At 67.3% G+C, this 20786-nt stretch carries 23 protein-coding genes and 1 pseudogene; 14 read left to right on the forward strand and 10 right to left on the reverse strand.

Annotation, left to right across the window (positions count from 1 at the left end):
* Positions 1 to 41: 41 nt before the first annotated feature.
* Together ACIPWY_RS01335 and ACIPWY_RS01340 are read right to left on the reverse strand one after the other, a co-directional pair.
* Positions 42 to 491 (reverse strand): hypothetical protein, encoded by a 450-nt coding sequence (locus ACIPWY_RS01335; protein ID WP_393700001.1) that lies wholly within the window; start codon positions 489 to 491, stop codon positions 42 to 44.
* Positions 479 to 868, reverse strand: coding sequence for a cytochrome P450 (locus ACIPWY_RS01340; RefSeq protein WP_266676052.1), 390 nt, complete (start codon positions 866 to 868; stop codon positions 479 to 481). Before ACIPWY_RS01340 ends, ACIPWY_RS01335 begins: the two co-directional genes overlap by 13 nt.
* Positions 869 to 917: 49 nt before the next feature.
* On the opposite strand from ACIPWY_RS01340, the gene ACIPWY_RS01345 reads away from it, so the two are divergent.
* Both ACIPWY_RS01345 and ACIPWY_RS01350 read left to right on the forward strand, forming a co-directional pair.
* Positions 918 to 1094 carry a DUF6192 family protein gene (locus ACIPWY_RS01345; RefSeq protein WP_266676050.1) on the forward strand — a complete coding sequence of 59 codons (177 nt, stop codon included), beginning with the start codon at positions 918 to 920 and terminating at the stop codon, positions 1092 to 1094.
* Between the two features lie 49 nt (positions 1095 to 1143).
* Entirely contained in the window at positions 1144 to 2829 is a 1686-nt protein-coding gene (locus tag ACIPWY_RS01350; protein ID WP_401532013.1) for an acetolactate synthase large subunit, read from the forward strand.
* Positions 2830 to 3011: 182 nt separating this feature from the next.
* On the opposite strand, the gene ACIPWY_RS01355 is transcribed toward ACIPWY_RS01350, so the two are convergent.
* The 5 genes and pseudogenes from ACIPWY_RS01355 to ACIPWY_RS01375 all read right to left on the reverse strand — a co-directional run bounded on the left by ACIPWY_RS01355 (position 3012) and on the right by ACIPWY_RS01375 (position 6950).
* Positions 3012 to 4526, reverse strand: a complete 1515-nt coding sequence (locus ACIPWY_RS01355; RefSeq protein WP_362898817.1) for an FMN-binding glutamate synthase family protein — start codon at positions 4524 to 4526, stop codon at positions 3012 to 3014.
* A gap of 173 nt (positions 4527 to 4699) precedes the next feature.
* Positions 4700 to 5125 carry an endonuclease/exonuclease/phosphatase family protein gene (locus tag ACIPWY_RS01360; RefSeq protein ID WP_393699996.1) on the reverse strand — a complete coding sequence of 142 codons (426 nt, stop codon included), beginning with the start codon at positions 5123 to 5125 and terminating at the stop codon, positions 4700 to 4702.
* Positions 5126 to 5133: 8 nt separating this feature from the next.
* Entirely contained in the window at positions 5134 to 5355 is a 222-nt protein-coding gene (locus ACIPWY_RS01365; protein ID WP_401532014.1) for a hypothetical protein, read from the reverse strand.
* 170 nt (positions 5356 to 5525) lie between these two features.
* Entirely contained in the window at positions 5526 to 5921 is a 396-nt protein-coding gene (locus ACIPWY_RS01370) for an SAM-dependent methyltransferase (protein ID WP_401532015.1), read from the reverse strand.
* A 92-nt stretch (positions 5922 to 6013) separates the two neighbouring features.
* A pseudogene (locus tag ACIPWY_RS01375) lies at positions 6014 to 6950 on the reverse strand (IS5 family transposase).
* Between the two features lie 218 nt (positions 6951 to 7168).
* On the opposite strand from ACIPWY_RS01375, the gene ACIPWY_RS01380 reads away from it, so the two are divergent.
* The 3 genes from ACIPWY_RS01380 (at position 7169) to ACIPWY_RS01390 (ending at position 10092) form a co-directional block, all read left to right on the forward strand.
* Positions 7169 to 8353, forward strand: a complete 1185-nt coding sequence (locus ACIPWY_RS01380; RefSeq protein ID WP_362898815.1) for an ROK family glucokinase — start codon at positions 7169 to 7171, stop codon at positions 8351 to 8353.
* On the forward strand, positions 8353 to 8931 hold the full coding sequence (locus ACIPWY_RS01385; protein ID WP_362898813.1) for a sugar kinase: 579 nt from the start codon (positions 8353 to 8355) through the stop codon (positions 8929 to 8931). Before ACIPWY_RS01380 ends, ACIPWY_RS01385 begins: the two co-directional genes overlap by 1 nt.
* Positions 8932 to 9279: 348 nt before the next feature.
* The gene (locus tag ACIPWY_RS01390; RefSeq protein WP_401532016.1) at positions 9280 to 10092 is read left to right on the forward strand and encodes an acyl carrier protein; all 813 of its coding nucleotides are present in this window, start codon (positions 9280 to 9282) and stop codon (positions 10090 to 10092) included.
* On the opposite strand, the gene ACIPWY_RS01395 is transcribed toward ACIPWY_RS01390, so the two are convergent.
* Both ACIPWY_RS01395 and ACIPWY_RS01400 read right to left on the reverse strand, forming a co-directional pair.
* Positions 10064 to 10462 (reverse strand): S8 family serine peptidase, encoded by a 399-nt coding sequence (locus tag ACIPWY_RS01395; protein ID WP_401532017.1) that lies wholly within the window; start codon positions 10460 to 10462, stop codon positions 10064 to 10066. The two genes, ACIPWY_RS01390 and ACIPWY_RS01395, sit on opposite strands and share 29 nt — an antisense overlap.
* Positions 10463 to 10513: 51 nt before the next feature.
* Positions 10514 to 11344, reverse strand: coding sequence for a PQQ-binding-like beta-propeller repeat protein (locus ACIPWY_RS01400; RefSeq protein ID WP_401532018.1), 831 nt, complete (start codon positions 11342 to 11344; stop codon positions 10514 to 10516).
* 890 nt (positions 11345 to 12234) lie between these two features.
* Between ACIPWY_RS01400 and ACIPWY_RS01405 the strand changes: the two genes are divergently transcribed.
* From ACIPWY_RS01405 to ACIPWY_RS01430, 6 genes are read left to right on the forward strand one after another with little or no spacing between them, the layout of a single operon-like run.
* Complete coding sequence (locus tag ACIPWY_RS01405) at positions 12235 to 12624, forward strand: SCP2 sterol-binding domain-containing protein (protein ID WP_362898808.1); 390 nt, start codon at positions 12235 to 12237, stop codon at positions 12622 to 12624.
* 52 nt (positions 12625 to 12676) lie between these two features.
* The gene (locus ACIPWY_RS01410) at positions 12677 to 13885 is read left to right on the forward strand and encodes an acyl-CoA dehydrogenase family protein (protein ID WP_362898806.1); all 1209 of its coding nucleotides are present in this window, start codon (positions 12677 to 12679) and stop codon (positions 13883 to 13885) included.
* A 46-nt stretch (positions 13886 to 13931) separates the two neighbouring features.
* Positions 13932 to 14948, forward strand: coding sequence for a hypothetical protein (locus ACIPWY_RS01415; RefSeq protein ID WP_362898804.1), 1017 nt, complete (start codon positions 13932 to 13934; stop codon positions 14946 to 14948).
* The gene (locus ACIPWY_RS01420; RefSeq protein WP_401532019.1) at positions 14948 to 15847 is read left to right on the forward strand and encodes a HesA/MoeB/ThiF family protein; all 900 of its coding nucleotides are present in this window, start codon (positions 14948 to 14950) and stop codon (positions 15845 to 15847) included. The genes ACIPWY_RS01415 and ACIPWY_RS01420 overlap by 1 nt, the downstream gene beginning before the upstream one ends.
* 11 nt (positions 15848 to 15858) lie before the next feature.
* Positions 15859 to 16770: a diiron oxygenase gene (locus ACIPWY_RS01425; RefSeq protein WP_362898800.1), complete on the forward strand. Its 912-nt coding sequence runs from the start codon at positions 15859 to 15861 to the stop codon at positions 16768 to 16770.
* On the forward strand, positions 16767 to 17108 hold the full coding sequence (locus ACIPWY_RS01430) for a DUF4873 domain-containing protein (RefSeq protein ID WP_362898799.1): 342 nt from the start codon (positions 16767 to 16769) through the stop codon (positions 17106 to 17108). The genes ACIPWY_RS01425 and ACIPWY_RS01430 overlap by 4 nt, the downstream gene beginning before the upstream one ends.
* Before the next feature lie 94 nt (positions 17109 to 17202).
* Here ACIPWY_RS01430 and ACIPWY_RS01435 read toward each other — a convergent pair whose 3' ends face one another.
* Positions 17203 to 17820: a TetR/AcrR family transcriptional regulator gene (locus tag ACIPWY_RS01435; RefSeq protein WP_401532020.1), complete on the reverse strand. Its 618-nt coding sequence runs from the start codon at positions 17818 to 17820 to the stop codon at positions 17203 to 17205.
* Positions 17821 to 17939: 119 nt separating this feature from the next.
* Here ACIPWY_RS01435 and ACIPWY_RS01440 point away from each other — a divergent pair, with 119 nt between their 5' ends.
* Genes ACIPWY_RS01440 through ACIPWY_RS01450 form a run of 3 tightly spaced genes read left to right on the forward strand, consistent with a single transcriptional unit; the run spans position 17940 to position 20754 of the window.
* Positions 17940 to 20288 carry an MMPL family transporter gene (locus tag ACIPWY_RS01440; RefSeq protein WP_362898795.1) on the forward strand — a complete coding sequence of 783 codons (2349 nt, stop codon included), beginning with the start codon at positions 17940 to 17942 and terminating at the stop codon, positions 20286 to 20288.
* A gap of 14 nt (positions 20289 to 20302) precedes the next feature.
* The gene (locus tag ACIPWY_RS01445; RefSeq protein ID WP_383892673.1) at positions 20303 to 20464 is read left to right on the forward strand and encodes a hypothetical protein; all 162 of its coding nucleotides are present in this window, start codon (positions 20303 to 20305) and stop codon (positions 20462 to 20464) included.
* On the forward strand, positions 20461 to 20754 hold the full coding sequence (locus ACIPWY_RS01450; RefSeq protein WP_401532021.1) for a DUF4190 domain-containing protein: 294 nt from the start codon (positions 20461 to 20463) through the stop codon (positions 20752 to 20754). Before ACIPWY_RS01445 ends, ACIPWY_RS01450 begins: the two co-directional genes overlap by 4 nt.
* Positions 20755 to 20786 lie beyond the last annotated feature (32 nt).

Below are 20786 nucleotides of genomic sequence, written 5' to 3' on the forward strand. Positions count from 1 at the left end.
AGTCGCCATCGCCAGATGTCCGCCAGGGCGGAGGAATCGCGTCAGGTAGGGCAGGTAGCTGTCCGCCGTTCCGAAGTACGCCACCCTGCGCGAAGAACGCCGCGCCGAGATACCGGTCGGCCGCGCTCACCGCGGCGGCGAACCGCGCCACGGCGGCCGACGGCCACAGCGCGAACACCTCCTCCACCGCGCTCGGCCCCGGACGGGCCGAGCGCGGCGCGCACCCGGTCGAGGAACGCGGGCGCGGTCAGGCCGGAGGGATCGAGCAGCTTCTCTCCCCATACGCCGGGCGGAACGGCCAGCACGGTCAGGTCCTCGCGCCGCGGGCCGGTGTGAGCCAGGGCATAGTCGGCGAACTCCGCATCCGGCTCGCAGCACAGGGCGAGAAGGTCGCCGGGGCGGGCGAACCAGAACAGGCGCTGGGTCCAGGCGCGCATGTCGCCGCGCGCCCGTATAGAGGGGTCGATGTGGTTGCCGATCAGGATGCGCACGGCGGACTCCAAGAGGTGGGCGAAAGGGTCAACGGTGGAAGGAGGACAGCGGGCAGCGAGTCGAAGGCCCGCATCGTCGCGGTACGCCGCCGCACTCCGTCGCCCGCGGCCTCCAGGCGGGCGGAGTGCCCGGCCAGGGCCGCGACCAGGGCGCGCAGGCCCGCCTGGGCGACCGTCGTCCCGATGCAGGAGTGCGGCCCCCACCCGTAGCCGAGGTGACGGTTCGGGGAGTGGTCGAGCACCAGGTCGTCCGGCCACTCGAAGGCGGCCGGGTCGCGGTTGGCGGCCGCGAACAAGGCGACGACCCTCTGCCCCGCCTCGATGTCGATGCCGCCGATCCGGCAGGCCCGCACGGCGATGCGCGTGGTGCCCTGCACAGGCCCGTCGAATTGACCTTCCTACAACACCCTGAAGTCGTATCGGTGGGTGGCCAGCCGGTGGCCTGAGCAGCACCGATGCTCTGGAATGGCGTCCAGCACCCACCAGACCCTGGCTGCGGTCTCTGACGACGAGGAACGCTGGGCGGCGATCAAGAATCCGAGGGTCTGGCTCGTAAGACCCGGTCCGCAGGCGTCCGAGCGGTGGGCCGGGGTAGACGACTGACCGGTCCGCCCATCGGCGCGGCCGAAACCCGGGAGAGGACACGATCAGCGTGAGCGACGCCGAGCACCGGAAGCAGACCCCCGACGGAGCGGCCGAACTCCTGGTGCGCTGCCTGGAGAACGAGGGCGTCGAGGTGGTGTTCGGCGTGCCCGGCGAGGAGAACATCCGTTTCACCAACGCCCTCGCCCGCTCGGAGAAGATCCGCTACGTCCTCACCCGGCACGAGCAGGCCGCGTCCTTCATGGCGGAGATGCACGGCCGGCTCACCGGCTCGGCGGGTGTGATGTCCGCGACGCTGGGGCCCGGCGCGATCAACCTGATGCTGGGCGTCGCCGACGCCATGACGAACAGCACGCCCGTCGTCGCGATCAGCGCGCAGGTCGGCAAGGAGCGCAACTACAAGGAGTCCCACCAGTTCGTGGACCTGGTGAGCATGTTCGCGCCGGTCACGAAGTGGTCGGCGGACGTCCCGGCCACCCGGGCCATCCCGGAGATGGTGCGGCGCGCGTTCAAGACCGCGGAGTCCGAGCGGCCCGGCGCCGTCTACCTCGCCGTGCCCGAGGATGTCGACGAGGCGACGGACGGCTCGGACCTGCGCCCGCTGCGCAGGAACGTCGTGCAGCCCGAGGCGCCGTCCCCGGGGCAGATCAAGCGGGCGGCGGAGCTGCTGCGGGAGGCCCGCCGGCCGGTGATCCTCGCCGGGCACGGCGCGGCGCGCGGCGGCGCCGAGGAGTCGCTGGCGGCGTTCGCCACCGCACTCGACGTGTCGACGGCGACCACCTTCCACGGCAAGGGCGTCCTGCCCGACGACCACCCGTGCGCGACCGGCACGTTCGGCTTCATGCGGCGCGACTACACCAATTTCGGGTTCGAGGAGGCCGACGTCATCATCGCCGTCGGCTACGAGCTGCAGGAGTTCGACCCGTCCCGGATCAACCCGGACGGCGACAAGAAGATCGTCCACATCCACCGCTTCCCGGCGGAGGTGGACGACAGCTACTCGGTCGATGTCGGCATCATCGGCGACATCGCCGCCTCCCTCGACGCCCTCGCCACCGCACTCGACGGCCTGCGGTGGACCATCGACGACGAGGACACCACGGCCACCCGCGCGCTGCTGGCCAAGGAACTCGAGCAGGGCGCCGCGGACGAGCGCTACCCGCTCGCCCCGCAGCGCGTCATCGCCGACACCCGCGCCGCGCTCGGTCGCGACGACATCGTGCTGGTCGACACCGGCGCGCTGAAGATGTGGATGGCCCGGCTCTACCCGACGTACGCGCCGAACACCTGCCTCATCTCCAACGGCTTGTCCACCATGGGCTTCTCGCTGCCCGGCGCGCTCGCGGTCCAGCTCGCCAGGCCGCAGACGAAGGTGCTGGCGGCGGTCGGCGACGGCTCGTTCCTCATGCACTCCCAGGAGATCGAGACGGCTGTCCGCGAGAACATCCCGCTGACCGTGCTGATCTGGGAGGACAACGGCTACGGGCTCATCAAGTGGAAGATGGACCTGGAGGTCGGGGAGAACTCCAACACCGACTTCGGCAACCCGGACATCGTCCAGTACGCCCGCAGCTTCGGCGCGAAGGGCTACCACATCGAGTCCGCCGGGGACCTGCTGCCGACGCTCCGTGAGGCACTGGCGGACCCGGGCGTGTCGATCATCAACTGCCCGGTGGATTACGCCGAGAACATGAACCTCATCGAGCACCTCGGGCACCTCGACTCGGCGCTCTGACCCGCCCGCGCGGCGCGGCCCGACTCCCGTACGGGCCGCGCTGCCCGGGCCGCTGTCACGCCTCGCGCGCAGCGTCCCGCCCCGAGGACCGCCCCGGACAGGACTGCGCAAACTCGTGACGTCGCGTGCTGATCAGGCCGCAGTCGTATCTCCGCATACCCGACGAGGGGGCAAGGACGTGCTCAGGCAGTGAGCAGCTCGGTGATCTCATCGGCGAGCTTGGGGCCGAGCGAGCCCCAGCCGTCCTTGTAGCCGTAGACGCTCGCCAGGGTGCGGGCGTCGTAGTCGCCGTTGAGGATGTCGATGTCGGTGGGGGTGATGAGCGAGGGATGGGCGACGCCGACGGCGCCCGAGACCCTCAGCAGCTCCCTGCGCAGGGTGCGCAGGTAGCCCGCGGCCCGGATGGCCTTCGAGGGTGCGTCGACGCCGCGCGTCAGCCACGGGTTCTGGGTGGCGATGCCGGTGGGGCATGCGTCGGTGTGGCACTTCTGCGCCTGGATGCAGCCGATGGACAGCATCGCCTCACGGCCCACGTTGACCATGTCGACGCCGAGGGCGAACGCGACGACGGCGTTCTCGGGCAGGCCGAGCTTGCCGGAGCCGATGAAGGTGATGTCGTCGGTCAGCCCGCGCTCGGCGAACACGCTGTAGACGCGGGAGAAGCCCATGCGGAACGGCAGGGACACCGAGTCGGCGAAGATCAGGGGAGCAGCCCCGGTGCCGCCCTCGCCTCCGTCGACGGTCACGAAGTCGACCCCTCGATCACCTCGCTCCATCAGGGTGGCGAGTTCCTCCCAGAAGCCCATTTCCCCGATGGCGCTCTTGATCCCGACGGGCAATCCGGTCTCCGTGGCGAGCAGTTCCACGAAGTCAAGCATCGAGTCCACGTCGTGGAACGCGGTGTGCCGCGACGGCGACGCGCAGTCCTTGCCCGCGGGGATGTCGCGGATCCCGGCGATCTCGTCGGTCACCTTCGCACCCGGCAGCAGGCCGCCGAGCCCCGGCTTCGCACCCTGCGAGAGCTTGATCTCGATCGCCTTCACGGGCCCGCTCGCGACCACGGACTTGAGGTTGTCGAGGTTGAACGTCCCGTCCTTGTTGCGGCAGCCGAAGTACGACGTACCGATCTGGAGGACGAGTTCCCCACCGTTGAGGTGGTAAGGCGACAGGCCGCCCTCGCCGGTGTTGTGCATCGTCCCGGCCAGCGCCGCACCCTTGTTGAGTGCCGTGACGGCCGCGCCGGACAGCGAACCGAAGCTCATCGCCGAGATGTTGACGACACTCGCCGGACGGAACGCCTTCGCGCGGCCTCGTGGTCCGCCGAGCACCTTTGCCGAGGGCAACGGCGCCTGCGCGTCGCGCAGATCGGGCAGCCGACCGGCGAACGTGCGCTGCTTCACGTACGCCTGACCCTGCTCATGCTCGACGTCGTTGTCGGTGCCGAAGCCGAAGTAGTTGTTCTCCTCCTTCGCCGACGCGTAGATCCAGCTGCGCTGGTCACGGCTGAAGGGCCGTTCCTCGTCGTTGGACGTCACGACGTACTGCCGCAGCTCGGGGCCGATCTTCTCCAGCAAGTACCTGGCGTGCCCCAGCACGGGGAAGTTCCTCAGCAGTGCGTGCTTCTTCTGCACGAGGTCACGGGCGGCCACCAGCGCCAACGCCGTGGCGGCTGACGCGCCTATGTTCCGAGCACGCATGAAGACGTTCCTCTCCTCGACTGGCCGAACCTCACCACGACCGGCTACCCCACGCCAGCGAAATGCCACGTGAGGGCGGCGAATGCTCTCCTCTTGCGCGCGGTCGGGGAAGCGGGCGCAGGGGCTGAGGCCGAGGCCGGAGACCTTCTTGAGGGTGGCGTCCCAGCTGACCGTCAGTTGGTAGTCGTCCTTCCGGCGATCACGGAGAAGCTCCGCTTGTCGATGGATTCGCTCCAGTCGACTTCCCAACGGTGTCGGGAGGGGGCCCTGATCCAGATCGAGTTGAAGTCCCCCACGCAGAGGGCGGGCCGGACACCACCCGTCGTACAGATGGTGCCCTTGAGTCGGAGCGCCTCGTTGTACCGGTAGTCCGGTCGGAAGGGGTCCCCGTGGCAGCTGGCTATGAGGACCGGGACTTTGGCTCCGACGTCGAAGCGGGCTGTGGTGCAGCCATGCCAATAATCGGGGGCGCCGAAGGGGCGGTATGACCCTTCGACTACATCGACGGTGTGGGGGTTCCACATCAACGCGGTCCACCATGGACGGTGCCAGTTTGCCGCCATGGCCGTGCCGTGCGGATGGCCGGCGCTGACGCGCACGGAAGCACTCAGGCCGCATTCTTCGGACAGGTCTTGGTAAGCGAGGCGGCTTCGCTCTCCCAGCGGTCGCGGCCGGTTCCGCTTTCGTCGAGGATGAACTCCTGCAGGGCGAGGATGTCAGGAGCTATCTCCTGAATGGCGGTGACTCGCGCTGCCCAAGAGCGAGTGTTCCGTGTGGTGGGGCTGAGCTTGTAGGCGTTGAGATTGGCGATGCGAATGTTCCTCGGCACATTCAACTCCTGTACGAGATGGTGAGGTGCAGGAAAGCCCGGCGGTCGCCGGTCCGGGTATGACGTGCTCGGCGTACCGCGGGAGAGATTGATCGGGATCGGCCGCGCCGGCCCTGGCCTGGCAGGCGCCGAGGGAGGGACCAGCTCCGCTCACTCGAACGCGTCCACGCTCACGATGGCGTCGAAGTCTCCTCCTCGAACGGCAGGGTGTGCGCCTCAGCTTGCACGGCCGTCACCTGGTCGCCGACACCCGCATCGGCGAAGACGGTTGCCGCGTCCTCAGGGGCGATCCACAAGTCGGCCGCAACGACCTGGGCGCCGTACTCGCGGGCCAGGAACACCGACGTGGCGCCCTTGCCGGAGCCGAGGTCGAGAATCCGCATCCCCGGGCGCAGATCAAGGTCCCGGGCGAGGTCTTCCAGCAGCCACAGCGGGTTCGGCCCCGTGTGGAGGTTGAGCAACCAGGCGGGGTCATAGCCAGAGGAGCGCGGATAGCGGTCCGGACGTATGAGATCGTTCAAGTCAGTCACGAGCACGAGCACGAGCACGAGCACGAGCACGAGCACGAGCTGATCATCTACTCGGGCACAATCCGTTTTCGCTCACCTCGGCCCCCGGCGGCGGAGCACGATGCGCAACAATCAGTTCGTCGCTGCGGTCATGAGCGGAGCCAGATGAGGAGTGCGGCGGCGGTGACAGTGCCGAGGAAGACGTATCCGCGCTTGTCATAGCGGGTGGCGACCGCTCTGAACTGCTTGAGCTTGTTGATCGTCCGCTCCACCGTGTTGCGATCTTTGTATCGCGCCTTGTCAAAGCCCGGCGGGCGTCCACCGCGTGCCCCCCGTCGCAGGCGGGCGGCCTCGTGGTCCTTCTTCTCGGGGATCACGTGCCGGATCCCGCGCTTGCGGAGGTAAGTACGGATCGTGCGGTTGCTGTACGCCTTGTCGGCGGAGACGCTGTCCGGGATGCGGCGTGGTCGCCCGACTCCTGTGCGGGGGACGCGGATCTTGTCCATGACCGGTTCGAACTGAGTGCAGTCCGCCCGCTGCCCCGGCGTGATGAGCAGGGACAACGGGCGGCAACGGCCCTCCGCGGCTACGTGGATCTTGGTGGTCAGCCCGCCGCGGGAACGGCCGAGAGCCTCGCCCGGCGCACCGCCTCCTCCGGCCGGAGGAGCAGGGTGATGTTCGCGCGCAGGTGAATTGATCTTCGTGGCGCCCCTTTTGAGGAGCCGGCGGGGGCAGGCGGCGGCTTCTTGAGGGCACCGGCGGCATGCTGGTGGGCGCGCACGGATGTGGAGTCGACGTTGACGTTCCAGTCGAGGTCCCCCCGACATCGGCAGCGGCTTGGACGTGTTGAAGGAGCATCTCCCAGGTGCCGTCGGCCGACCACAGAAGATGCCGCTTGTGGACGGTCTTCCATGAGCCGAAGCGTTCGGGCAGTTCACGCCACTGAACCCCGGTGCTGAGCCGATGGATGATGCCGTTGATCACTTGCCGGTGGTTTCGCCACCGGCCGCACCGGTTGTTGCTCACCGGCAGCAGCGGCTCCAGCACTGCCCACTCGCCGTCCGTCAGATCCCCTCTGCTGAGCATGCCCAGGACAACGAACTACCTGATCGAAGAGACACCCCCTAGGCAGCGCGCCCCATAAGGGGCGCGGGGCCGTGTTCCTTTGTGCGGCTCCGCCGCGGGGCGCCCGGCCACAAGCGACCGGCAGCCGGAAACGGACACGCGGTAGCGCCCCGTCCACCACGAGTGATCCGCACGGCTCGGATACGCCCGAGCGGCGGCGAACTGGCACAATCGGCGCGATGAGCACCTACCGCGACCTCGCACACCGCGGCTCCGCACGAGCCACCGTCCTGCGGACCGTCGGCACGCGTGAGCGCCGTTCCCACCTGACGGCGCCCCGCGTCCCGACCGTCGGCATCGACATCGGCGGTACGAAGGTGATGGCGGGCGTCGTCGACGCCGACGGCAACATCCTGGAGACCCTGCGCACCGAGACGCCGGACAAGTCCAAGAGCCCCAAGGTCGTCGAGGACACCATCGTCGAGCTGGTCCTCGACCTGTCCGACCGGCACGACGTGCACGCGGTGGGCATCGGCGCGGCGGGCTGGGTCGACGCCGACCGCAACCGGGTCCTGTTCGCCCCGCACCTTTCCTGGCGCAACGAACCCCTCCGGGACCGCATCTCCGGCCGCCTCGCCGTCCCCGTCCTCGTCGACAACGACGCCAACGCCGCCGCCTGGGCCGAGTGGCGCTTCGGCGCGGGCCGTGGCGAGGACCACCTCGTCATGATCACGCTGGGCACCGGCATCGGCGGCGCGATCCTGGAGGACGGCCAGGTCAAGCGCGGCAAGTTCGGTGTCGCCGGTGAATTCGGCCACATGCAGGTCGTCCCCGGCGGCCACCGCTGCCCGTGCGGCAACCGCGGCTGCTGGGAGCAGTACAGCTCCGGCAACGCCCTCGTGCGCGAGGCCCGCGAGCTCGCCGCCGCGGACTCCCCCGTCGCGTACGGGCTCATCGAACGCGTCAAGGGCAACGTCCCCGACATCACGGGCCCGCTCATCACCGAGCTGGCCCGCGAGGGCGACGCCATGTGCATCGAGCTGCTCCAGGACATCGGCCAGTGGCTCGGCGTCGGCATCGCGAACCTCGCGGCCGCGCTCGACCCGTCCTGCTTCGTCATCGGCGGCGGCGTCTCCGCGGCCGACGACCTCCTGATCGGCCCGGCCCGCGACGCCTTCAAACGCCACCTCACCGGCCGCGGCTACCGCCCCGAGGCCCGCATCGCCCGCGCCCAGCTCGGCCCCGAGGCCGGTATGGTCGGCGCCGCGGACCTCGCACGCCTCGTCGCCCGCCGCTTCCGCCGCGCCAAGCGACGTCGCGTGGAACGCTACGAGCGCTATGAGCGTTACACCCAGGGCAAGGGCTTCGGCCTCGACCCGCACAGCCCGGCGAGCGCCGCCGGCGAGACTCAGGGACCCAAGTAATGACCGTGCCACGCCAGCCCTCGTCCCCCGACGCAGGGCAGCGCCCCCCTGAGAACCGCCGGAGGGTGATCCGCCGCCGCGCGCTGACGCTGCTCACGATCGTGCTGCTCATCGGCGTCCCCGCCGGCTATCTGGTGATCTCCGCGGACCAGAGCCGTAACAGCGGCAAGGACAAGGAGGCCAAGTACTCCGCGACGGGCCTCACCATCGGCTGGCCCTCCAAGGTCCAGCGCCGGCTGTACCAGGTGCCGATCCCGGTCTCCTCCGCGAAGGGCGTCGCCTACTACGAGACGAACAACCTCAGGACGAGCCGCCTCTACGTCCGCTTCAGCACCACGGACGCGGGCCTCGACAAGTTCCTGAAGAACACCGGGGCCAGTTCGTCCGAGCTGGCGAAGGACGAGATCAGCATCAGCCCGCGCAACCAGAAGGTCGTCGGCTGGGTCTTCGACGGTCCCGGCCCGTACCTGGGCCTCACCCACAAGCAGAAGAACCCCGAGCCGACCCTGAACATCATGGTGAACCGGGAGAACCCTGCGAAGCCCTTCGTGTACGTGGTGTCCACGACGACGCCGTAGCGCCCGCGCTCACCGGCGCCGCCGGATCCGGCACGCCGTACGGCCGGCCGAGCTCGTCCATGGGGTCCGGCGGCCACGCAGCGCCTGAGCGCCTCGTCATCGCTGGGTGCCGCCCTGTAAACAGCTCTCCGCCGAAGGCAATGCGAGGGAGCCTGCGGCCGACATTCAGGTGAACCTCCAACTCGGACAAATCCCTCTCCTGCCACAGCCGCGTAACGGCGGCCCCGCACGGGACAACTCCCTCCCCGCTCCGTCGGTCGAAACGGGTGCGTCGCACACCCGCGCCGCGGCGGGACCGGTACCGCCGCGGCGCAACTGCTCCGGATCCGAAGGAAGTTGGAGTCACCCGTGCCCAGAAAGTCCCTGCCGACGCGGCTCGCCGCCACCGCCGCGCTCCTGCTCGCCGCGGGCGCCCTGTCCGCGCCCGCCGCCTCGGCGCAGCCCTCGGACGCCTCACCCGGCGACGCCTACGTGCTGAAGGTGAGCACCAACCCGACCAGCACCGACTACGACAACCGCCACGTCGACGTCACCGGCACCGTCACGAAGGCCGACGGCACCCCGGCGCCCAACATCCCCGTCACCATCCAGGAGGTCGTCCTCTTCACCACCTGGAACCCGTGGGGCGACCCGATCGACCCCAACTACTACGAGCCGCGCGACCTGGGCAAGCCGGTCACCGACGCCGACGGGAAGTTCACCATCCCCGACGTCGACATCGACCACACGACCGGCAGCAGCCTGCTCAACGTCCAGCACAAGGTGCAGATCACGGCCCTCTACGACGAGGACGGCGACCTCAACACCCCGCAGGACGGCTACTACGCGGACACCACCGTGGCCGCCGCCACCAGGACCAGCTCCGTCAGCTACCAGGTCAACAGGCGGCAGGTGAAGGCGGGCGACGTCCTCGTCGTCCAGGGCAGAGTCACCGTCCCCAAGGGCGAAGAGCTCGCCGGCAACGAGGTGTTCCTGCAGACCTACTGGGAGCAGGAGTCCCACGTGAAGACCACCACCGAGGACGACGGCTACTTCGTACTGGCCGTACGTGTCTCGGCCGACGACGACACCTTCACGCTGCGCACCGCTCCGAGGGACTTCTACGTGGCGGGCGCGGAGCAGTCGCTCCCGATCACCAACACGTCGCTGCCCCGCAGGTAGCACCGAGACGGTGCTCTCGCGGAGGGCGCACGGCAGAGGCGGCCCGGAGAGGAGAATCCCTCCGGGCCGCCCCGTTGCGCCGTCGTGCCACTTGGCGCGGTAGGCGTCGATGACCTCCTGGGTCACCGTGTTGCCCTGCTCGTCGGTGGCCACGGCCTTGAGCGAGGCGCTCTTCCCGGCCGCCCTGCGTGCCGTGTCCGTGACCGTCCACGGCGCTGCTGTCCGTGGTGAAGTTCTTGGCCTCGGCCACCCGGCCGGCCAGGTCCGGATGCGTCTGGTCGATACTGGTGTCCAGGACGGCGACCTTCACGCCCTTGCCGTCGTAGCCCGCCTTCCAGGCGTCGGGGGCGCCTGTCTGAGGCACGCTCACGTCCAGGAAGACATTGGCCCGGCGGTCCAGGCAGACCTTCCTGATGAGCCGTCAACCCCCTCCCGGAGGCCACCCGCCGGGGTGGAGGACCTCGTTACTCCCGTCCGAACACCCTTGGGCGACGCGCCACTTGTCGTCCATCGGGCTCCTGCCGGGCAGGTAGCCGACCTTGGTCTCCCACAGCGGCTTCGACGGGTCGGCCGCGGTGGTGTCGTAGGCCCGGACCGTGCCGTCCCGGCCCGCGACGTAGGCGACGGTTCCCCACACGGCGGGGCTGGTCAGCGGGGCCTTGCCGGGCTCGCAGAGCCACGGGTCGTTCGCCGCGGCCTGCCACAGGGTGGCGCCGGTCTTGAGGTCGTAGCCACGCGGACCGCCCGCCGTCGCCATCACCAGCTGCGGCTCCCCGGTGGCCGGGTCGGTGAGCGTCGGGGAGGAGTGGCTGTCGATCCCGCCGTCGGTGCCCTTCGCCCACAGCTGGCGGCAGCCGACCAGGTCGATGGCGACCCCGGTGCTGCTGGAGTCGGTGTGCAAGTAGGCGATGTCGGACCCGGGTCGGCGCACGGCCGTGCTGTGGAACTGGCCCCAGCTCGTCGCGCCGCCGAAGCCGCCCAGCAGGTCGCCGGTCCGCGCGACACGGCACTGGATCTTGTCCCAGTCCTGGTAGACGGCGACGGAACGCTGCTCGGCCTTCAGGCCGAAGACGCTGACCGGACCGCCGGCCCGCCCGTAGCGGCGGACGGTGTCGCCGTGCTGCTCCTCGCGCTCCACCGCCTGCCAGGCGACATGGCCGTCGTCGGCGTCCAGCGCGTAGATCCGGCCGACGGCGGTGGTGAGGTAAAGCCGAGGCCCACTGCTCTGGATAGGGATCGCATGGCTCGACACCCTATGGATCCACCCACAGGTAAGGATCACTCGAGCGGATCGTTCACCGAGCTGTCTGTCCACATTCATCGGAGGACTTGGGTGAGCCAATCCTGCCTGATCAAAGGCCTGATCAAAGGCCTGAACGTCGGTCTGCCGTCAGCGGCAGGTCTCGCTTCGAAGTGGCCGCCCGGCTCGGCGGTGCGGAGCCCATGGTGAAGCGCAACCGTCCGCCGCAGAGGAGTTCGGCGTGGCTTGGTACGTCGCTTGGTTGCGGCCGGCTGCCCTGAGTGAGGTTGGCGGGCCCTGCGGGATGGGTAGAGCAAGGTCCTGACGCCGGGTTACTTGCCAGGGAGTTTCTCTTTTGCACCGTACGCGCGGTCCGGCCGATATCCGCCGCGGTACCCGCAAGGAAGCCCTCATCGTCGAGGAGCAAGCCCCGGCCGGGCGAGGACTGCAGGCTCGAAGGCGGCAGCCGTGGTTCGTATCAAGACGACTGGACCGACACGAACTGGCCTGATTTCGGAGTCGCTTGACGCGGGTTGTGATCAACATGCAGGATCGAATGGCACCGACCCGAAGTCGGGGAACAAACTCGGGTATGCGACAGGGCATAGTCAAAGAGCCCCAGCGGTCGGTGTGAAGTGAACGGGGAGCACGGGGATGAAGAACACCACGCCAGCCGCATGCGCTGAGTCCTGCCGCCTTGTGGGGGCGCCTGCTTGAGGCCATGGGCACCAAGCTGCTGTCACGCACGCAGAGATCACTAGGTGCTCTGTTGCGTGGGTGATTGTCGTGCACAGGTGAGGCACCTCCAAGGCGCCCCTGTGTTCTCCAACAGGCATTTACGCCCGGCATCGCTGTGTGGCCGTCGCCGCCCGATGCACGATCAACTCTCAAGGAGTGCGCTCATGGCTGTCTTCGAGTCCGCCGAGAAAGCGAACGGGGTCTTCACGAACCTGTTCGAGATCCTCCTGGAAGACGAAACATTCACTCGGCGCATGCGTGACGCCGGGATCACCGTGCACCTGATCCAGACGAAGCCGGACATCGAGCTCTACATCACCCCGGACGGCGTTCAGAACGGTGCCCCCGCCCGGCCGGCGGCCATCCGCATCAAGATGAGCAGCGACAGCGCTCACAGCCTGTGGCTCGGCAATCTGCTGATGCCCGTCGCCATCGCCACCGGCAAGGTGCGCATCAAGGGCAACGTCGCGAAGGTCCTGGAATTCGTACCCCTCCTGCGCCCGGCGTTCGACCGCTATCCGGAGATCGCCAAGAGCGAGGGGCTCCCCACCTGAGCCGCGGGACCGGCCCCAACTGCCAACGCCTACAACGCGAAAGAGAACGCCCATGAGCACTGTCATTGAGCCTGCCGACTTCATGACCGAGCCCGAGGAGATCCAGGAGTTCCGCCGGCAGGTACGCGATTTCGTCGACAAGGAAGTCCGGCCGCGGGTTGCCGCGAACGACCGTGCCGACGCAGCCGAATTCGACTGGGAACTCATACGGAAGGGCCATCAGGCCGGCCTGATGCGCCTGATCGTTCCGAAGGAGTACGGGGGGCTCGGTCTCGGCGTCCTCGGTGTCGCCGTCGCGCTTGAGGAGATCGCCGCCGCGTGCGCCGGCACCGCCCTGACCTTCGGCGCAACTCTCCTGGGGCAGGCCCCCGTTCTGCTGTCGGCGGACCAACAGCTTCAGTCTCGTTTCCTGCCCCTGTTCGCCGGTGACGATCCGGTCCTCGCGTGCAACGGCATCACGGAGGAGGATGCCGGCTGCGACCTGCTGATCCCCGAGAACGCCGTCCACGCCCGGGACGTCATGACTGCCCGTCGCGATGGGGACAGCTACCTCCTCAACGGCCGGAAGAGGTTCATCACCAACGCGAAGGTCGCCGAGTTCGGATCGATCTACGCGAATATCGAGGGCCACGAAGGCGCCACCGGCATGACCGCGTTCATCGTCCTCCTGGACTCGCCCGGCGTGACCCGCGGCCCGGTGGCGGACAAGATGGGCTACCGCGCCTGTCTCGGAAGCGAGCTCATCTTCGAGAACGTGCGTGTGCCCGCGGAAAACATGGTCGGCGGCGAGGGCAACGGCGTCCACATCAATATTCAGCAGATGAACATGGCCCGCGCCACCGTCGCGGCCCTGTCCACCGGCGTGGCGCGAGGCGCGTTCGATATCGCCAAGCAGTGGTGCGCCGACCGCATCCAGGGCGGACTGCCGCTGTACAAGCACCAGTTCACCGCCCGGAAGCTCGCCGAGATGAAGACGAAGATCGAAGCATCGCGGCTGATGTACCTGCAGGCCGCGCAGGCGGCGGACACCGCGATCCCCGCGCCTGTGATGCAGCCGGCCACCGCGAAGCTCTTCGCCGACCAGGTCTCCATCGAGGTCTCCCAGGAGGCCATGTCCCTGATGGGCGCCCGCGGCTACCTGCGCGAGTACGGCATGGAGAAGTACGTCCGCGAATCCTTCGGAGCCCGCATCTACGAAGGAACCCCCGAGGTCCTCGCGCTGGCCATCACCGAAGCACTTTACGAGGAAGACGATTTCTGATCTTCCTTGGGCGGGACGTACACCAACCGAAACAGGGGGAACAGGTATGGAGAAGCAGCCGGGATTATCTGGGGTCACGTCGGTGATCAAGCCGTGGAATGTCCCATCCGGGCTTCCCGACGAGCACGATGCGCGCGAGTCGCTGGTCAATGACGCGCGGGGGCGCTACATCCAGGACATTCTTCGCATGCACAGCAGGCTGAGCTTCCACGGCATGGCAGGCCAGCTGCAGAAAAACGATGCGCTGCTGTATCAGGCCAACCACGGGAGAGGGCTCGTAACCCTCGTGGCTCACACCGATCAGATCCCTGAGCGGTACCTGATCGGCCTGGCCGGATTCCGTCTGGCCGAGTATCTGCAGGCCGGCTTCGCCAGCGAAGAACTTGTCTTCGGCCGTTCGCTGTTCTGCGAGCCGATCCGCGAGTTCCATCAAGACGACACCCACGTCATCACCATCGATGAGGAAACCGGCAGGATCCTCGGCTACGTGGCACTCGCCCACAGCAAGGACCCCGAACCGAGGCCGCTGGCTGACCCAGGGCGGCTGCTGTTCCCCTGCGAAGAGGTTCACTCCATCCGCCTGCAGACTGCACTGCCCGATGTGCAGACCCTGGAAACGCGCCATATCCGCGAGGTGAAACGCCTCGCCCACAACCACACCGTCACTGCCCGGGATCTACGGCTGCGGATCACGCTGGAACTCCTGGCCGGCATCACCATGGCCGTCCACGCGGAGCGCGATTCCATCCGGCTGCTGATAGGCGACCTGGAAGAACACATCGCCCTGAAGCACCTTGTCCTCCTCGGCCTCGATGTGTACCTGCTGACGGGAACCACACCGAAGGTCAGCCGGCAGGACCTCATGCATCCCCGGTACTTCAATGCGGAGAAGGTTCTTCCCTTCTACTCGTGGATGCCGCCGGTCGAGGAAGTCGCACAGGTCGGGAAGCAGCTGGAAGAGGCTGCCTCCGCACTCTCTCCGATCCGGGCTCTCCGAGGTCTCATGGCAGACCTGTCCGGGAGCGTGGAGCACCTTTCGCTTCCCGAAGAGGCGGCCGCCTGATGACAGCCACGCTCGACGACTTCTACCGGGAGTTCACCGAACGGAACCGCGGGTTCATCGGCGAACGGGCCCAATCGGCACTACGGAACGCACGCGTGCTGATTGCCGGATGCGGGTCCACCGGAGGAGCAGCCGTCGAACCGCTCGCGCGTATCGGCGTGCAGGATTTCGTCCTGGTGGATGTGGGGGAGTTCGAGCTGAACAACCTCAACCGGCAGCACGCCGCGTTCGGTGACATCGGGCGTCACAAAGCCGAGGTCGCCGAAGAACGAGTGATGCTGATCAACCCCAACGCCCGGACCAAGGTGGTTACAGGCGGGATCACCCACGCCAACGCGCAGGATCTCGCGGAGAGCTGCACGCTGGTCATCGACGGCGTGGATGTCACCGAGCATGCCGGCTGGCGGGCGAAGTACAACCTTCACGAGGCTGCGGTACGCGCCAGGCGCCCGGTGCTTTCCGGCTACGACATGGCCGGCACCCAGTACATCCGCTTCTACGACTACCGGCTGCCGGGTTCACGTCCGTTCGACGGGAAGATCACCGCCGGCATGGTGGAGAAGTCCGCGGTGTGGCCGCTGTTGCTGAAGGCCATCCCTCTGCGGTTCGTGCCGCTGGAGATGATCCGCAACGCCCGCGAGCACCTGGGGGAAGAGGAGTACAGCGTCTCCCAACTCGTGTACGCGTCACTGCTGTTCGGTGCTCTCGCCACCCGCATGACCGTCGAGATTCTCGCCGGGCAGCCCGTACGTCGCCATGTGGTGGTCGACGCGCACAGGGAAGCGCGCCGCACCACAAGCAGGTGGGCCACCGGCGTGCAACGACCACTCGTGCTCGCAGGCGGTCTGCGAGAACTCGTCGCCATCATGCGAAACCGCGAATCACACACGAAGAAGTAGGGGGCACACTCTTGAGTACGAAGTCCGCTGACCTGATCGCGAAGCAGACGAAGAAGGCCCAGCAGCTTCTTGTCTCGTCCAGCCGGCATTCCTACGACCCGGGCCTGGACATCGACTGGGATGCTCCGCTCGAAGAGGGCAAGTGGTTCCTGCCGGAGAAGCGCTGCACCCTCTACGGCACGAAGACGTGGGACACCCTCACGCAGGAGCAGAAACTCCTCCTCACCCGTGAGGAGATGGCCTCTTCCATCGCTCTGGGCGTGTGGACGGAACACGTCCTGCTGCAGCTCGTATCGCGTTACGTCTACGACAAGTCCGTGGGTTCCCCGCAGGTCCAGTTCGCTCTGACCGAGATGGCCGACGAAGTCCGCCACATGATCATGTTCGCGAACGTCGTCGAACGCATGGGTTCCGAGATCTACCCCACGCCGTGGAAGATCCGTGAGTCCGGCCGGATGCTGAAGACCGCGGCTCCCGTTGCCGCGCTGTGGGCGCTCCTCCTGCTGACAGAGGAGATCTTCGACAAGGTCCAGCGAGAAGTCGCCGCGGACGAGACAGTTCAGCCGCTGGTCCGCACCATGTCCCGGATCCACGTGGTGGAAGAGGCCCGGCACATCAGCTTCGCCCGCACCGAGCTGGAGCGGTTCGTGCCGAAGTTGAACAAGGTTCAGCTGTCCTCGCTGCGGATGATGCTGGCCCTGTCCATCCAGACGTTCGCCGGCGAGTTCTTCAACCCGCTCATGTACCGGCGGGCCGGCCTTCCGGACAGCGTCCGCAAGGAAGCCATGGCGAACCCGCACTCGCGGGAAACGTTCGGCTGGGCGGCGAAGCGGATCACCGACTACTACAGGTCCATCGGCATCATCGGTGGGGCGAGCGAGCGGATCTGGCGCAAGGCCGGCTTCATCCAGGACGCTGCATGACCCACGAGAACGATCAGTTCCACGAACACGACGATGACGGATACGAAGGGCCCGCGACGATCGTCATCGAGGGGGAAGAGTTCTCGGTCGAGGTGAAGCTCGCCGGATGCTTCCAGCCCATAGACGGCCGCTACCACTGGTACGGGCGCATCGCCGACAACCCACCGGTGACCGCAGCGGTCGCCGGTCGCGGTAAGACCCCGTGCACCATCGCCACACCGCACGCGGAGGTTGAAGGCACGCTGTCGGATCCGGACCTGTGGAACCGGTACCGCATCAGCGGGGTGGGGACACCGCCCTTCCACGTGGTCAGCACGATCGAGGAGGTCGCTGTCTGACCCTCCCTCAGGCGCCGGTCCCGTGACCTTCATTCCTCAGGCGAGTCCCTTCGCCAGGTCACGGGACCGACCGCTTTCTTCGGGCGGGTTCCTGCTAGGCAGGGGCTTTGACCAGCCCGGAGAGCATGTAGCTCACGACCTGTGATGCTTCGCGGCCGGCTTGCTCGCAGTCATCGGCCAGGGCCAACGACGTCGCTGCCTCGCACAGTGTCCCGAAGATGATGGTGGCAGCCATCTTGATCGATACGTTCTCCCGGAGTTGCCCGCCGGCTTGTAGCCCGTCCAGCATCCCCACCACGAGGGGCAGCGCGAGATCGTCGTCGATCTGCCGGCAACGATGCACGCCGAGGACGCCGGCGGACTGGCGTAGCAGGGACCGCTTCTGAGTGTCCGTCACGTACGCGTCGATGAACCCCTGCACTGCGGCCACGGTCACCTGCCAGAGGTGCTGTTCTCCCTGCAGGTCGGTCGGGATCGCCGCGGCTACCTGCGCCACGACTTCCTGCTGGTTGATCCGGAAGACCTCGTCGAAGATGGCGCTCTTGTCGGGGAAGTGGTGATAGACGGCGCCCTTGCTCACCCGCGCGGCCTTCGCGACGTCGTCGACCGACGTGACGTCAAAACCCTTCTCCGCGAACAGGTCTGCCGCAGCGTCCAGCAGAGCCGCGCGTGTGATCGCCGCGTACTCCTCGCGCCGTGACTTGACTGCCATGCACCCTCCCAAGAATACTTACCGACCGTCAGTCAATCACAGACTTGAAGTCGGTCTACGACCCGGTGTCAGTCATTATCCAGGCTTCCAACCGGGTTATCCACCGCAGGAGGCGGCACATGTCAACCCACACCGAGGACCCACCGCCCGGCAGCATCGCCGCGCGCGCGTCCCGAACCATCCGCAAGCTGCGCTGGCCCCTGCTCGCTCTGTGGATTGCTGCGTTAGTCGTCGCCGGTACAGGCGCATCCCAGATCGCGAAGAACCTCAGCGGAGGCGGCTGGTACGTCCCCGGCACCGACTCATCCATCGCCGCGCAGAAGCTCGAAGACGGTTTCAAGGGGCGCGGGAAGACCACGGCCACCCTCGTCATCCATGACACCCGCTACAAGAGCAGCGACCCCAAGTTCGAGCAGCGCGCCAAGGATGTCGCCTCCCGGGTGGAAGCCGACAAGGACCTGAAGGTCACGGACATGCTCGGCTGGACCACCGCCCAGCCCGACGACCGCGGCCCCTACGCGGGCGACGACCGGCGAACCGTCATCAACTCCGTGGCCATCGGCCTCGAAGACGGCGACGCGCGCCGGGAACTCCCTGCCATCCAGAAGGACCTTGCCCAGACATTCGACAGGGACGGCATCGACGTCTCTCTCGTCAGCGCCGCATCCTTCTGGGGGGACATCAACGTCCTCGGGCAGGAGGGCCTGGCAAGCGCAGAGATGCTCACTGCCCCGCTGATCATCCTGATCCTGCTTCTGCTGTTCCGCAGCGTGGTGTCCGTACTGGTCTCACTCACCGTGGGCGTCTCGGCGATCGTGTTCACCCTCGGCCTGCTGGCCCCGGTCGCACAGAACTACGAGCTGTCCATCTTCGTACAGAACGCCGCCACCATGCTCGGCCTCGGTGTCGGGGTGGACTACTCCCTATTCATGATCACCAGGTTCAAGGAACAACTCGCCAAGGGTCAGACCGTCGACCATGCGGTGGCCGCCACCCTGCGCACATCCGGACACACTGTGATCGCGTCCGGCATCACCATCGTCATCGCGATGTCCGCCCTGTTCACCATCGACCTGAACGTGATCTTCTCGCTCGCGCTCGGCATCATCCTCGTCGTCGCGTTCTCCGTGCTGACCAGCGTGCTGTTCCTCCCGGTCCTGCTGCACCTCCTCGGGCACCGCATCAACGCCGGCCGCCTCCCGAGGTGGCGGAAGAGCACCGTCGGCACGAGTGAGGAATCCAGCCGCTGGTACCGGGTCTCCATGAAGGTGATGAAGCGCCCGCTGCTGTTCCTCGCGGCGATCACCGCCGTACTGATCGCCGCGGCGTGGCCGGCACAGCAGATGCGCACCTTCTCCCCGGACGCTCGCATCCTCCCCTCCACTTCGGACGTTCGCACCGGTTACGACCACGTCCAGAACGCGTTCGGCACGGGCTTCACCAGCCCGATCCAGATCGTCGTCACCACCGACGAGCCGCTGAACCAGCTCCCCCAGCACGACAAGGACGAACTCACCGACTTTCAGGACCGGTTGGGCTCCCTGTCGCACGTGGACAAGACCGCATCCGCCATCCCGGTCCTGAGGCAGCTGTCCCCCAAGGACCCCTACGCCGCTCTGGACACGTCCGTGATGGACCGGATGCCGGCTGACGCTCGGGACACGGTCAGGCACTACATCGCTGCCGGCGACCAGAAGCTTGTCATCGAGGTCGTCCCCACCCAGAACTCGTCCAGCGACCCCACCCGGGACCTCCTCGCCGATGTGCAGGACGAGACCAGGAAGCTCCCCGACTCCCTGCACCCCGTGGTCGGAGGGCAGACCGCGGAGGACACCGCCGCCAACGACGTCATCCAGGACGGACTTCCCTACGTCGTCGCGATCATCCTGGCGGCCGGCTACCTCGTCCTCCTGCTGACCTTCCGGTCACTGCTGCTGCCGCTCAAGGCCATCGTCATGAACCTGGTCTCGATCGCCGCCACCTACGGTGTTCTCACCCTCATCTTCCAGGAGGGTCTGGGCTCCGAACTGTTCGGATTCCAGCAGACCAGTGACATCCAGAACTTCGTCCCCATCCTGCTGCTGGCGCTCCTGTTCAGCCTCAGCACCGACTACGAAGTGTTCCTCCTCGACCGAGTCCGCGAAGAGTACGAGGCCACCGGGGACAACACCGCCTCCGTCGCTCGCGCCCTCACCCGAACCGCCCCCCTCATCTCCGGCGCCGCAATCCTGATGGTCGCCGTCTTCGGAGCCTTCTCCTTCACCGGGATCGTCCCCATCCAGCAGCTCGGCTTCGGACTCGCCGTCGCGATCCTCATCGACGCCACCCTCGTCCGCCTCTTCCTCGTCCCCGCGACCATGCGCCTCATGGGCCGCTGGAACTGGTGGCTCCCCGGGCGCCGCACCACTGCTCCGGGGAAGACGTCCGAGGACGTCACCAGCAAGGAACCGGAACCGATCACCAGTTGAAGGGAGAAGACAGCATGCTGATCGTCTTCGCGCTCCTTTTCCTAGGAATCATGGTGGGAGCCGTCGCACACATTCCCGTCACCGCCAGTGCGATCGCCGGCACCGGCATCGCCGCCTGGCTGATCACCTTCTGGGTACGCGAGCGCACCTCCGGACGCTGCGAAGGAGATGCATGACACAGGTAACAGCACCCGCAAAAGGCCCATCGAGCAAGACGAGCAGCACCAAGAACCGCACCCAGGACGCCGACAGCTTCGCCGTCGCAGCCTTCGTCCTGGGCCTGCCGGGGCTCCTTGTCGGGAACGTCTTCCTCGGCCCCACGGCCATCATCCTGGCCACACTTGCGCTGATACGCGGAACATCGCGACAAGGGCGAGCATGGTTCGGCATGGTCCTCGGCTTCGCCGACCTGGCTGTCCTGGCGACTCTGGTCACCCTCAACGGAACCGTCTCCTGGAGTCAGTGAGGACATCGGCAAGAGACGATCGGTGTTGAGGT

It is taken from the genome of Streptomyces sp. NPDC090032 (assembly GCF_044748025.1).
Taxonomy (GTDB): domain Bacteria; phylum Actinomycetota; class Actinomycetes; order Streptomycetales; family Streptomycetaceae; genus Streptomyces.